Genomic DNA, 13,087 nt, shown 5'->3' with positions numbered 1-13,087 from the left:
GCCTGAAATGGAAGTTTTCCTGATACACCGAGCTGAATGGCTTCAGGGCTGCTGCGCAGCCCAGCGGGAGCAAGCTCCCTCGCCACGAAAAGCCGATCCCGCCTCCAGGCGTTAACGAACCGCCAACACCGGGCTGCTAAGCCGATCCAGCAAGGTCGCCTGGGCACTGCGCGGGTTCTGGTTGCCGGTCGGCGTGTTGCGGATGTAACGACCGTCCGACTGCAGGCTCCAACTGTGGGTGTTGTCGGTGAGGTAGCTTTCCAGCTCCTTCTTGACCCGCAGGATCAGCTTCTTGCCCTCCACCGGGAAGCAGGTCTCGACACGCTTGTCGAGGTTGCGCTCCATCCAGTCGGCACTGGAGAGGAACATTTGCTCCTCGCCGCCATTGAGGAAATAGAACACCCGCGTGTGCTCCAGGAAGCGCCCGATGATCGAGCGCACATGGATGTTGTGGGACACCCCCGGAATGCCAGGCCGCAGGCAGCACATGCCGCGTACCACCAGGTCGATGCGCACGCCCGACTGGCTGGCCTTGTAGAGCGCGCGAATGATCTTCGGATCAGTCAGCGAGTTGAATTTGGCGATGATGTGCGCGGGCTTGCCGTCCAGGGCGAACTGGGTTTCCCGGGCGATCATGTCGAGCATGCCCTTTTTCAGGGTGAACGGCGCATGCAGCAATTTTTTCATGCGCAGCGTCTTGCCCATGCCGATCAGTTGGCTGAACAGCTTGCCGACGTCCTCGCACAGCGCATCATCCGAGGTCAGCAGGCTGTAGTCGGTATACAGCCGAGCGTTGGCGGCGTGATAGTTGCCGGTGCCCAAGTGCGCGTAGCGCACAATCTCGCCGGCCTCGCGCCGCAGGATGAGCATCATCTTGGCGTGGGTCTTGTAGCCAACCACGCCGTAGATCACCACCGCGCCGGCCGCTTGCAGGCGGCTGGCCAGTTGCAGGTTGGATTCTTCATCGAAACGCGCGCGCAATTCGATCACCGCGGTGACTTCCTTGCCGTTTCGCGCCGCGTCCACCAGGGCGTCGACGATCTCCGAGTTGGCGCCGCTGCGGTACAACGTCTGGCGCACCGCCAATACGTGGGGATCCTTGGCGGCCTGGCGCAGCAAGTCGACCACCGGCGTGAACGACTCGAAGGGGTGCAGCAGGAGGATGTCCTGCTTGCTGACCACACTGAAAATGTTCTCGCTGTTTTGCAGCAGTTTCGGAATCTGCGGCGTAAAGGGCGAGTATTGCAGCTCCGGATGGCTGTCCAGGCCGGTGATGCTGAACAGCCGCGTCAGGTTCACCGGACCATTGACCTGATACAGCTCGGTCTCGTGCAGGTTGAACTGCTTGAGCAAGTAGTCGGACAGATGTTTCGGACAGGTGTCGGCCACTTCCAGGCGCACCGCATCGCCGTAACGGCGGGAGAACAGCTCGCCGCGCAGGGCGCGGGCCAGGTCTTCGACGTCCTCGGTGTCTACCGACAGGTCGGCGTTACGGGTCAGGCGGAACTGATAGCAGCCCTTGACCTTCATGCCCTGGAACAGGTCATCGGCATGGGCGTGGATCATTGACGACAGGAACACATAGTTGTCGCCTGGCCCGCCGACATCTTCCGGCACGCGGATGATGCGCGGCAGCAGGCGCGGCGCCGGAATGATCGCCAGGCCGGAATCGCGACCAAAGGCATCGATGCCTTCCAGCTCGACGATGAAGTTCAGGCTCTTGTTTACCAGCAATGGAAACGGGTGCGTCGGGTCGAGGCCGATCGGGGTAATGATCGGGGCGATCTCGTCGCGGAAGTAACGGCGTACCCAAGTCTTGAGCTTGGTCGTCCAGTAGCGGCGACGGATGAAGCGGACCTGATGTTTTTCCAGCTCCGGCAGCAGGATGTCGTTGAGGATCGCGTACTGGCGGTCAACGTGGCCGTGTACCAGCTCGCTGATGCGCGCCAGGGCCTGGTGCGGTTGCAAACCATCGGCACCGGCCTGCTCGCGGGCGAAGGTGATCTGTTTTTTCAGGCCGGCGACGCGAATCTCGAAGAACTCGTCCAGGTTGCTGGAAAAGATCAGCAAAAACTTCAGCCGCTCCAGCAGTGGATAGGACTCATCCAGTGCCTGCTCCAGCACGCGGATGTTGAATTGCAGTTGCGACAGCTCGCGATGGATGTACAAGCTGCTGTCATCCAGGTTGGTGATCGCGATCGCCGGAGCAGGGGCCGGCTCGGGCACGGCCGCTGGAGCCGACTCCAGCTCCGGCGGCGTTTCGGCGGCTTGCTCGACCACGGGCTGGGCGTCTTTTACGGCAACTTCTGTGAGTCCTTCGGTATTCATCGCAAGTTCCTGGGAGGCTATTTCTGCTCTCGTAACAATTGGGCGGCGCGCACGGCAAAGTAGGTCAGGATGCCATCAGCACCCGCACGTTTGAAAGCGGTCAGGGACTCGAGAATCACCCCTTCGCTCAACCAGCCGTTCTGGATCGCGGCCATGTGCATCGCATACTCGCCGCTGACCTGATAAACAAAGGTCGGTACTTTGAATTCTTCCTTTACCCGGCACAGAATGTCGAGATAAGGCATCCCCGGCTTGACCATGACCATGTCTGCGCCTTCTGACAAGTCGGCAGCCACTTCGTGCAAGGCTTCGTGGGTGTTGGCCGGGTCCATCTGATAGGAGGCCTTGTTGGCCTTGCCCAGGTTCAGGGCCGAGCCGACCGCGTCACGGAACGGACCGTAGTAGGCGCTGGCGTACTTGGCCGAGTAGGCCATGATGCGCACGTTGACATGGCCGGCCACTTCCAGGGCTTCGCGGATCGCCTGGATGCGACCGTCCATCATGTCGGATGGCGCCACGACCTGGGCCCCCGCTTCGGCGTGGGACAACGCTTGCCTGACCAGCGCATCGACGGTGATGTCGTTCTGCACGTAGCCTTCTTCGTCGAGAATGCCGTCCTGACCGTGGGTGGTGAACGGGTCCAGCGCCACATCGGTAATCACACCGAGCTCCGGGAAGCGCGCGCGCAGGGCACGGGTCGCGCGCTGGGCAATACCCTCGGGGTTCCAGGCTTCGGCGGCGTCCAGCGATTTGAGCGCTGGCGGGGTGACCGGGAACAGCGCCAGCGCCGGGATACCCAGTTCCACCCACTCGGCCGCCGCTTCGAGCAGCAAGTCGATGGTCAGGCGCTCCACGCCAGGCATCGACGCCACCGCTTCACGGCGGTTTTCCCCGTCCAGCACGAACACAGGCAGGATCAGGTCATTGGTGGTCAGCACATTTTCACGCACCAGCCGACGGGAGAACTCATCACGGCGGTTGCGGCGCAGACGGGTGGCGGGGAACAGACGATTGGCGGGGGTAAAGCTCACGGCAGACTCCTGAGCCCGCAGACGGGCGAGCGTGACAGTTATAAGCGGTCATTATGACGAACACATGACAGTTGTGCTGAAGCGCGACCACTAGTCGCAGCGATTGTCTTCTGTAGGAAATGTTCACGTCGAGACACATTTCGATACTTTCCTGAATGTGTCTGAAGGGTTAGGCTGCGCGTTCATTTCGCCAGCACCCAGACAATGCTCCAACAATTTCTGCATGACTTCGGCTACTTGGCCCTGTTTATCGGCACGTTCTTCGAAGGCGAAACCATCCTCGTGCTCGCAGGCTTCCTGGCGTTCCGTGGCTATATGGACATCAACCTGGTGGTGGTCGTGGCATTTTGCGGCAGCTACGCGGGCGATCAGCTGTGGTACTTCCTGGGCCGCAAACATGGTCGCAAGCTCCTGGCGCGCAAGCCGCGCTGGCAGTTGATGGGGGATCGCGCGCTGGAGCACATCCGCCGCCATCCGGACATCTGGGTACTGAGCTTTCGCTTCGTCTACGGTTTGCGCACGGTGATGCCGGTGGCGATCGGCCTCTCTGGCTATCCACCGGGTCGCTACCTGCTGCTCAACGGTATCGGCGCGGCGATCTGGGCCACGGCCCTGGCGGCCGCCGCGTACCACTTTGGCGCGGTGCTCGAAGGCATGCTGGGCAGCATCAAGAAATACGAACTGTGGGTACTTGGCGCCCTGCTGGTGCTGGGCTTGGGCCTATGGCTGCGTCGACGCATCAAGAACGCTCGGCTGGCCAGGCAAGTCCTTGCGGCAGAACGTCTCGAACAAGCCAAGTCCGCCGAAACTACGACGCCAGGCGAGTAAGACGGTTGCGGCAACAGTACAAGCCGATGCCACTGATCAGGCTGTAGCTGAGCAAGCCAACCCAGGCCACCGGGCTGGCCGGCCATAACCCGGCCAGCGGCGCCAGCCACACCAGCGGCAGGTTCGCAGCCAGGCGCAAAAGCTCGAGCCTCAGCGCCCACGGGCGATTCTCCAGAGCCGCGCCCAACACGAACAGACCCAACGCTACCGCTCCCCACCCCAACACCAGGGCAGTGGACGGCAGGCTGTTTTCCAGGTTCATCAAATAACTGCCCAGGGCGATGTAGAAGCAAAACTGCAGCGCCACGTACCCTTGTTGGCGTCCGGCCAGGGGCACTTCGAATTTGCGGAACCGGCTCAGGTCCGGCTTGTTCAGCGGGTACCTGGCGGCCACATCGGCTGGCCGCCAACCGGTGGGCATGAACCAGATCCGCAGCTTGTCCCACCAGCGCTCGGCGCGCCGGGCATCGGCCCACAGTTGCGCATAGAATTGCAGATTGGCCCACAACGGATTCCAGCTCGCCAGTGGCGTGGTCACGCCGAAAATGACCGGCTCGTTGTCGTCCTCTTCCTGGAAGGTGCCAAACAGACGGTCCCAAATAATGAACACGCCGCCGTAGTTGCGATCCATGTAGAGAGGGTTCTGTGCATGGTGGGCACGATGATTGGATGGCGTGACGAAGCACCACTCCAGCCAGCCGAGCTTGGGGATGTGCTGGGTATGCACCCAGAACTGATACAGCAGGTTCAACGCCGCGACACTGACGAACACCAGCAGCGGCACGCCCAGCACCGCCAGCGGCAGGTAGAAGATCCAGCTCAGCAGGAAACCGCTGCTGGTCTGGCGCAACGCCGTGGAGAGGTTGTAGTCCTCGCTCTGGTGGTGCACCGAATGGGCGGCCCAGAGGATGTTGCGCTCGTGGCCCAAGCGGTGCAGCCAGTAGTAGCAGAAGTCATAGAGCACAAAGGCGAATACCCAGGTCCAGACCTGGTCGGTCGGCCATTGAAAGACCGCCAGATGCTCCAGGGCAAAGGCATAGGTCACCAGGCCCACGCCCTTGGTCAACAACCCCGTCGTGGTCGACAGCACACCGGTGCTCAGGCTGTTGATCGCGTCCGCCAGGCGATAGTGGCTCACGCCACGCCAGCGATCGGCCAGCAACTCGACGGCAATCAACACGAAGAAAAACGGCACGGCATACAGGATGAAATTCATGACGCGACCCGGGCATGCAAGGCAGGAAGGAGCTGGCAGATTAGGTGTAGCTGCCGGATCCCCCTATGGCAACGAGTGACAAATTAGTAGACATTTAACGCCATGAATCTGGAGAAAAGCCCATGAGCAAAAAAGTTGCAGTGATCCTTTCCGGCTGTGGCGTGTACGACGGCGCAGAGATCCACGAAAGCGTGATCACTTTGCTGCGTCTCGACCAGCGCGGCGCGCAGGTCCAGTGTTTCGCCCCCAACATCGCCCAATTGCATGTCATCAATCACCTGACCGGTGAGGAAATGCCCGAGAGCCGCAACGTGTTGGTGGAATCGGCGCGCATCGCCCGGGGAAATGTGAAAGACCTGCGCGAAGCCAGGGCCGAGGACTTTGATGCGCTGATCGTGCCCGGCGGCTTCGGCTCGGCGAAAAACCTCTCCAACTTTGCCGTCGAAGGCGCCGGTTGCAGCGTCCAGCCGCAAGTCCTGGCGTTGACCGAAGCCTTCGCCGAGGCCGGCAAGCCGGTTGGGCTGATCTGCATCTCACCGGCCCTGGCGGCGAAAATCTACGGCCCTGGGGTGACCTGCACCATCGGCACGGACGCCGACACCGCCGCTGCCGTGACCAAGATGGGCGGGACTCATGAAGAGTGCCTGGTCACCGATATCGTCGAAGACACCGCGCGCAAGCTGGTCAGCACCCCCGCCTACATGCTGGCGCAGAACATCAGCGAAGCGGCTTCGGGGATCAACAAGCTGGTGGACCGGGTGCTGGAGCTGACGCACGAGAATGATGAGTGACCACACACAATCAACTGTGGGAGCGAGCTTGCTCGCGATGGCGTCAACTCAGTCGCATAAGTGCTGACTGACACACCGCTATCGCGAGCAAGCTCGCTCCCACAGGGAATCGGACACATTCAGGAGATTCGAGACAACCGCGTCAATATCCGATCCAGCGCATTGGCAAATCCCTGCTTGTCCCGCTCGCTGTACGCCGCCGGGCCACCGCCCATGTGGCCCTGTTCCCGCAAATCGGTAAACAGGTTGCGCACCGCCAGTCGATCGCCCATGTTCTGCGCGTCGAACTCCTTGCCCCTCGGGTCAAGGGCTGCGACGCCTTTCTTTACCAGGCGGTCGGCCAGCGGCACGTCGCTGCAGATCACCAGTTCACCCGGGACGGCATGCTCCACCAGATAATCATCCGCCGCATCAGGCCCGCTGGGCACCACGATCAGCTTCACCAGAGCCAGGCCCGGCTTGATCTGCGGCTGCCCGGCCACCAGTACTACTTCAAACTGGCGCTTCAAGGCGAACTTGACCACCAGTTCCTTAGCGGCCTTGGGGCAGGCGTCGGCGTCGATCCATACACGCATCGGGTTATTCCTCTTCAAAGAGCTTCGCGAGCGGGCTCGCTCCCACAATGGATAGCCTACCTCCTGTGGCAGCGAGCTTGCTCGCGATTATGAGCGCAGCGAATGCTTTTTCAGGAAACCTGCACCCGACGTTTCTCCGCCACCCAGCTGCGCCCGTACAGCACAACGATCGCGATGATCGCTACCGCCTGGGCCGCCAGTGAATAAGCATCGGCATGGATGCCCAGCCAGTCGAACTCGAAGAACGCCACCGGCCGCGTGCCGAAGATTCCGGCTTCCTGCAAGGCCTTCACGCCATGACCGGCAAATACCACCGACAACGCACACAGCAAACCGGCGTTGATGCTGAAGAACAGCGCCAGCGGCAATTTCGCCGAGCCGCGCAAGATCACCCAGGCCAGTCCCACCAGCAGCACCAGCGCCGTCGCGCCACCGGCCAACACCGCGTCATGGCCGGCCGGGCCGGCCTGCAGCCACAGGGTTTCGTAGAACAGGATCACCTCGAACAGCTCTCGATAGACCGAGAAAAATGCCAGGATCGCGAAACCGAAACGGCCTCCGCCGCCGACCAGGCTGCTCTTGATGTAATCCTGCCAGGCCGCTGCGTGGCGCCGGTCGTGCATCCACACACCCAACCACAGCACCATCACGCTGGCGAACAACGCCGTCGCGCCTTCGAGCAATTCACGCTGCGCGCCACTGACATCGATTACGTATGCGGCGAGCGCCCAGGTCGCCAGGCCGGCCAGCAGCGCCAGGCCCCAGCCAACGTTGACGCTGCGGACCGCCGACTGCTGGCCAGTGTTGCGCAAGAACGCCAGGATCGCCGCCAGGACCAGGATCGCTTCCAGGCCTTCGCGCAGCAGGATCAGCAAGCCTGAAATGTAGCTCAGCGACCAGCTCAAGCCATCGCCACCGAGCAGGCCGGCGGACTCTTTCAACTTGGCCTTGGCCGCGTCCAGGCGTTGCTCGGCCTGCTCGACCGGCAAACCGTCCTGCAAGGACTGACGGTAGGCCATCAAGGCCTTCTCGGTATCTTTACGCACGTTGGCGTCGACATTGTCCAGTGAGCTCTCCACCAGCTCGAAGCCTTCCAGGTACGCCGCCACCGACAAGTCGTAGGCCTGGTCGTGGTCACCTGTGCGATACGCCGCGATGCTCTTGTCCAGGGTAGCGGCGGTGTAGTCAAGCAACTGCGCCGGGCCGCGCTGCACCTGCGGTGGCTGGGCGCGCTGGGCGCGGAACGTCGCCGCTGCCGCGGGCCCCTGGGCGGCGAGGACTTCGGCCGGGGTCTGGCGGGCCAGGTCGGCGAGGTTGAAGGTCTGCTCGCCCTTGGCCGCAGCCGGGTCGGCGCTGAAGCTGGTGATGTAGGTCGCCAGGTCCCAGCGTTGACGGTCGTCGAGCTGATCGGCGAAGGCCGGCATATCGGTGCCTTCGACGCCCATGCCCAGGGCGTTGTAGATCGCGTAGAGGCTCAGGCGATCCAGGCGCTGCCCATCGCGCAGGTTCGAGGGCGGCGGCTCCAGGCCGACACCCGCCGGACCGTCGCCGGCACCGCTGTCACCATGGCACACCGAGCAGTTCTGGGCATACAACGGCGCCCCGCGCGTCGGGTCCGGCGTGATCACCGGCGCCTGGCTGACCTCATAGGCTACGGCCAGCCTGGCCCCCAGCTGCCGCGCCAGACGGGCCACGTCAGCGCCGTCCTGGCGCTGGCTGATCGCACTGCGCAACGTACCGATGCCTTGCGTCAGCTCAGCTTTCTCCGGCTTGCCTGGCAGCGCGGCGACCAGCCCTTCCAGCACTTGAGTGAATTCCAGTTGCTCGCGATATTCGGCATCGTCGATGACCTTCCCCGCGTCGACGGTCGCCGGGTAATCCGCCCCGATGTAATCCAGCAAGTGCAGCGCCTGGGGCGCGCCTTCAACAGTGTCAGCCAGCAGATCGGCACTGCAAAGCGCAAGCATCGGCAGCGCAATCCAGGCCAGAAAACGAAACGGGGCAGTCATGAATGACTCTCGATTGGAAATAAGAAGTAACACATTGTTCACTTCCAATGCGCTTGGCTCAAGCACCGATGTGTTCCGGCCAAGCATTTTCATCGGATCTTCATGCTTTGAAGATGACATCACAAAAACATCATTTAGAAACTAAAAAGCCACTACATAAGCAAATCCACTGCTTATAATGCGCCGCCTACTTATTAGAAGAAGGCATAAAAGCTCCTCTGGACTTGAGGAACCGACGGCGCAAAAGCGCCTGTCCGTGGATCGCCCCAGCCCGACCCGCACCCCCCGGCTGATACTCAGGGAAGAAGTGTTCATGGCATCCCGTGCTCTTTTCTCGGTCGCCCTCGGCGCGATCACCTTGCTGTCCGGCTGCTCGGCGTTTCGCAACTACGACAGCGAACTGGCCCAGACCAATCAGCAACTGGCCTCGGGCAACGTCGACGCGGCATTGACCCTGCTGGAAAAAAACAACACCAGCAAAGACAAAGACCTGCTCTATTTCTTCGAAAAGGGTGAGCTGCTGCGTGCCAAGGGCGACCTGTCCGGCAGCCAGACCGCCTGGACCAGCGCCGACCAGCAAGTCGGGCAGTGGGAAGACGCCGTCAAGCTCGATACCGCCAAGTACGTTGCGCAGTTCGGCAGTTTCCTGGTCAACGACAAAGTCCGGCGCTATGAGGGTTATGACTATGAAAAGGTCATGCTCACCACTCAGATGGCGTTGAACCTGCTGGCGGTGAATGACTTCGACGGCGCACGGATGCAGATCAAGAAGACCCACGAGCGCGAAGCCGTGATCGCCGACCTGCGCGACAAGGAATACCTCAAGCGCGAGGAAGACGCCGAGAAACAGGGGGTCAAGACCGAATACAAGGACCTCAAGGGTTATCCGGTCGCCAGCCTTGACGCCCCTGAAGTGGTCAGCCTGAAAAACAGTTACCAGAGCGCGTTCAGCCATTACCTGGCAGGTTTCGTCTACGAAGCCCTGGGCGAGAAAGATCTGGCCGCGCCGGGTTATCGCAAGGCCGCCGAACTGCGCCCCAACACCCCGCTGCTGGAACAGGCGCTGCTCAACCTCGACAAGCCTGCCGCGAAGGACGACGACAGTGACGTCCTGATTGTGGTGCAGAGCGGCCTGGCGCCATCCCGTGACTCGATGCGAATCCCGCTGCCCTTGCCGATCAGCGGCAATGTGGTCATCACGCCACTGTCCTTCCCGCTGATCAAGCCGGACACCTCCACCGCGACCTTCGCCCAGATCGGCGTCGACGGCCGCCAGTTGGACCTGACCCAGCTCAACAGCACCACCGCCATGTCGCGCCGGGCCCTGCGCGACGACATGCCGGGGATCATCCTGCGCACGACCGTGCGGGCCATCACCCGTGGCGTCGCACAGAAACAGATCAACGAAACCAACCCGCTGGCCGGCCTGGCCGTGGGCATCACCTCGGCCGTGCTCGAAGGCGCCGACACCCGGACCTGGCGCACCTTGCCGGACTACACCCAAGTGGTGCGCCTGCGCCTGAAGAAGGGCGAACACCAGGTCACCCTGCCAAGCGCGGTAGGCGGCTCGGTGGTCAAGGTCAAGGTTGATCAGCGTTACCAGGTCATCAGCCTGCGGGCGGTGGGCAGCCAGGTCTTCGCCGGCGGCCTCGCGGCCCAGGTGATCCCGAGCGCCAACCCGACCGCCATCGCCCTCAAGCAACCTTAAGAACGGAGTCTTGTTCACATGCGTTTAAAACTGATCGCCGTCGGCGCCCTGGCCTTGCTGGCCGGTTGCGCCACCCCACCACCACCGGAGCAGGGCACTGCCGCCAGCAAGGTCGTGGCGATGGGCAAGACAAAAAACATCGTGGTCGGCGCCATGCGCGTCGCCCGCGAAAACGGCTACATGACCGTCAACGTGCAGTTGAGCAACACCAGTTTCAATAACAAGACGATGTATTACCGCTTCGCCTGGCTGGGACCGGAAGGCTTCCCGATCGCCGAAGAGGAAAGCTGGAAAACCCTGACGCTGTATGGCGAACAGACCCGCTTCCTGCCGGCCATCGCACCGACGCCCAAGGCCGTGGACTTCCGTTTGGAAATCAATACCCCTTGAGCCCTGTTCCAGTCGATCAGGTCAGCACCAGCCCCGTGGCACGGCCTGCCCTGGTTGGCACTGCGACTAATTCATTTATTCCTTTAGAGAGCACCTAAATGTTCCTACGCATCTCCTCCCTCGCCCTCGCCGCCCTGCTGGTCAGCGGCTGCGCCAACAACTCGCCGGTCCTGGGCAACAAGAACATCAGCTATGGCGACACCAAGGCCGTGGAAACCGTCACCAACGAATTCGGTTCCACCGACCTGCAGATGATCGCCGAGTCCATGACCCGCTCCCTCGCCCAGTCCGGCATCCTGCAGGGCCGTCCGGTGGTGCAGGTCTACGACGTGAAGAACAAGACCAGCGAGTACATCGATACTCGCGAGATCACTACCAGCATCAAGACCCAACTGATGAAAACCGGCGCGGCACGCTTTGCCAGTGACAACAATGCCATGGACAGCCAGGTCGACCAGCTCAAGCTGCAGAACCAGAGCGGTCTGTACAAAAAAAGCACAGTGGCCAAGACCGGCAACATGATCGCCGCCAAGTACCGCATCGAGGGTTCCATCAGCTCGATCGTCAAGCGCAGCGAAGACTACAAGGACGTCTTCTACAAATTCAGCCTGCAACTGATCGATGTCGAAAGCGGTCTGGCCGAATGGATGGACGAGAAAGAAATCCGCAAGACCACGGAGCGTTAAGCCATGCGTACATGGATCGGCATCATGGCCCTGGCCTGCGCATTCGGTGCGCAGGCGGCCCCAAGAGTCGCAGTGACTGACCTGGCGTACCAGCAACGCGTGGAAGAATACATCCACACCGTTTCGGCCCAGAGCAACTTCCAGGCGAACCCGTACAGCGTCAGCGCGTCGTCGAGCTACGAAGAGATGGAAGCGACCAGCAGCTACATCGAGCAAGGCGAACTGCGCAAGTTCACTGGCGACATCAAGGGCGAGATCCTGCGCAGCGGTATGTTCCAGCTGGTGCAGGGCACGCCGCACACCGCATCGTCCACGGGCGATGTCTATGACGTGATCAAGCGAATCAAGGCCGGGCATTTCAAGGGCGCCGACTATGTGCTGTTCGGCACCGTGTCGGACATCGATTTCACTCGGGACATCAACGAGCTGGGCACTGCCGACAGCTACTCGGCGGTGCTCGCACTGTCGCTGGTGGCGGATTTCAGCCTGATCAACACCAAGACCTATGAAATCACCTCGGCCTTCACCGCCATGGGCGAGGGCCAGGACACCAAGCTGTTGAACCACCGGGACGTGCGTATCAGCCTCAATCGCCCACGGGTCGTGCGCGAAGTGTCCAAGGCGTTGGGTGAAGACGTGGCGCGGCAGTTGAGCGAGCAGCTCGGTGGCCCGAGCCATGAACAGCCTGGCGAGCCGGTGCAGCGCAATAACCTGCCGAGGGATACCGCGCCGGTAATCCTGCGCTGAAGCGCATTGCCAGGTAAGTGCTTTCGTGGCGAGGGAGCTTGCTCCCGCTCGGTTGCGTAGCGACCGCCTCTTTTGGGGCTGCTACGCAGCCCAGCGGGAGCAAGCTCCCTCGCCACAAGAGCTCGCCTTCGCCACGGTAACTACACCGCAGCCCTGCGAATCGTCGCCAGCAGACCTGCCGCGCCGATGAACAGCCCGGCGAAGGTCCGGTTCATCCGCCGTTGCTGTTTCGGGGTACGCAACAGGCGCAAGACCTTGGATGCCAGCCCGGTGTACCCGGCCATGACAATGAGGTCGACGCAGATCATGGTCACGCCCAGGATCAGGTATTGCTTGACCAACGGGGCATGAGGATCGATGAACTGCGGCAGCACCGCGAGCATGAATACCAGCGCCTTGGGGTTGCTGATGTTCACCAGGAAACCGCGAAACACCAAGGCCAGGGGTTTGCCGATGGGGCGCACCGCCGCGTCGTCGCTAAGGTCTGCGGGAATGGCCCGCCATTGCTTGACGCCCAGATAGACCAGGTACGCCACGCCGAACCACTTGATTGCGTAGAAGGCGGTAGCTGACGCGGTGAGAATCGCGCCAACACCGGCGGCGACAATCACGATCTGCAACGCCAGGCCCAATTGCAGGCCCAGGGCGTTCCAGTAGCCACGCCAGAAACCGTATTGCAGACCGCTGGACATCGATGCAATGGCACCGGCGCCCGGCGAAAGGCTGATGACCCAGCAGGCGGCGAAGAACGCCAGCCACGTTTCCAGCAACATCGCAC

The 13,087-nt window shown here is 61.8% G+C and carries 12 protein-coding genes; 6 read left to right on the top strand and 6 right to left on the bottom strand.

Features of this window, described 5'->3' with window-relative positions:
• Positions 1-111: 111 nt before the first annotated feature.
• Together ppk1 and hemB are read right to left on the bottom strand one after the other, a co-directional pair.
• A complete protein-coding gene (gene ppk1, locus J3P84_RS01410) occupies positions 112-2,328 on the bottom strand; it encodes a polyphosphate kinase 1 (protein WP_434602202.1) in 2,217 nt (738 codons plus the stop codon).
• Positions 2,329-2,345: 17 nt separating this feature from the next.
• Positions 2,346-3,359 carry a porphobilinogen synthase gene (gene hemB / locus J3P84_RS01405; protein WP_434571002.1) on the bottom strand — a complete coding sequence of 338 codons (1,014 nt, stop codon included), beginning with the start codon at positions 3,357-3,359 and terminating at the stop codon, positions 2,346-2,348.
• Positions 3,360-3,563: 204 nt separating this feature from the next.
• Here hemB and J3P84_RS01400 point away from each other — a divergent pair, with 204 nt between their 5' ends.
• A complete protein-coding gene (locus tag J3P84_RS01400) occupies positions 3,564-4,187 on the top strand; it encodes a DedA family protein (RefSeq protein ID WP_305498000.1) in 624 nt (207 codons plus the stop codon).
• On the opposite strand, the gene J3P84_RS01395 is transcribed toward J3P84_RS01400, so the two are convergent.
• Positions 4,168-5,403, bottom strand: a complete 1,236-nt coding sequence (locus tag J3P84_RS01395) for a sterol desaturase family protein (protein ID WP_434627196.1) — start codon at positions 5,401-5,403, stop codon at positions 4,168-4,170. The genes J3P84_RS01400 and J3P84_RS01395 overlap by 20 nt on opposite strands.
• A gap of 122 nt (positions 5,404-5,525) precedes the next feature.
• Here J3P84_RS01395 and elbB point away from each other — a divergent pair, with 122 nt between their 5' ends.
• The gene (elbB, locus tag J3P84_RS01390) at positions 5,526-6,194 is read left to right on the top strand and encodes an isoprenoid biosynthesis glyoxalase ElbB (protein ID WP_434570998.1); all 669 of its coding nucleotides are present in this window, start codon (positions 5,526-5,528) and stop codon (positions 6,192-6,194) included.
• Between the two features lie 119 nt (positions 6,195-6,313).
• Here elbB and J3P84_RS01385 read toward each other — a convergent pair whose 3' ends face one another.
• Together J3P84_RS01385 and J3P84_RS01380 are read right to left on the bottom strand one after the other, a co-directional pair.
• Entirely contained in the window at positions 6,314-6,769 is a 456-nt protein-coding gene (locus J3P84_RS01385; protein WP_434627193.1) for a YaiI/YqxD family protein, read from the bottom strand.
• Between the two features lie 110 nt (positions 6,770-6,879).
• Positions 6,880-8,778 (bottom strand): FTR1 family protein, encoded by a 1,899-nt coding sequence (locus J3P84_RS01380; protein ID WP_434627191.1) that lies wholly within the window; start codon positions 8,776-8,778, stop codon positions 6,880-6,882.
• A 313-nt stretch (positions 8,779-9,091) separates the two neighbouring features.
• Between J3P84_RS01380 and J3P84_RS01375 the strand changes: the two genes are divergently transcribed.
• The 4 genes from J3P84_RS01375 to J3P84_RS01360 all read left to right on the top strand — a co-directional run bounded on the left by J3P84_RS01375 (position 9,092) and on the right by J3P84_RS01360 (position 12,309).
• Positions 9,092-10,486 (top strand): COG3014 family protein, encoded by a 1,395-nt coding sequence (locus J3P84_RS01375; protein ID WP_434570992.1) that lies wholly within the window; start codon positions 9,092-9,094, stop codon positions 10,484-10,486.
• A gap of 18 nt (positions 10,487-10,504) precedes the next feature.
• The gene (locus tag J3P84_RS01370) at positions 10,505-10,876 is read left to right on the top strand and encodes a DUF1425 domain-containing protein (RefSeq protein ID WP_434627189.1); all 372 of its coding nucleotides are present in this window, start codon (positions 10,505-10,507) and stop codon (positions 10,874-10,876) included.
• 98 nt (positions 10,877-10,974) lie between these two features.
• Positions 10,975-11,562 carry a penicillin-binding protein activator LpoB gene (lpoB, locus tag J3P84_RS01365; protein ID WP_305497989.1) on the top strand — a complete coding sequence of 196 codons (588 nt, stop codon included), beginning with the start codon at positions 10,975-10,977 and terminating at the stop codon, positions 11,560-11,562.
• Positions 11,563-11,565: 3 nt separating this feature from the next.
• The gene (locus tag J3P84_RS01360) at positions 11,566-12,309 is read left to right on the top strand and encodes a penicillin-binding protein activator LpoB (RefSeq protein ID WP_434627185.1); all 744 of its coding nucleotides are present in this window, start codon (positions 11,566-11,568) and stop codon (positions 12,307-12,309) included.
• A gap of 140 nt (positions 12,310-12,449) precedes the next feature.
• Here the strand turns inward: J3P84_RS01360 and rhtB are convergent, their stop codons facing one another.
• Complete coding sequence (gene rhtB, locus J3P84_RS01355) at positions 12,450-13,082, bottom strand: homoserine/homoserine lactone efflux protein (RefSeq protein WP_305497986.1); 633 nt, start codon at positions 13,080-13,082, stop codon at positions 12,450-12,452.
• Positions 13,083-13,087 lie beyond the last annotated feature (5 nt).

It is taken from the genome of Pseudomonas sp. Z1-29 (assembly GCF_051131995.1).
GTDB lineage: Bacteria > Pseudomonadota > Gammaproteobacteria > Pseudomonadales > Pseudomonadaceae > Aquipseudomonas.
The sequence above is the reverse complement of the archived record's forward strand: the minus strand, read 5'-3'. Positions and strand labels throughout refer to the sequence as shown.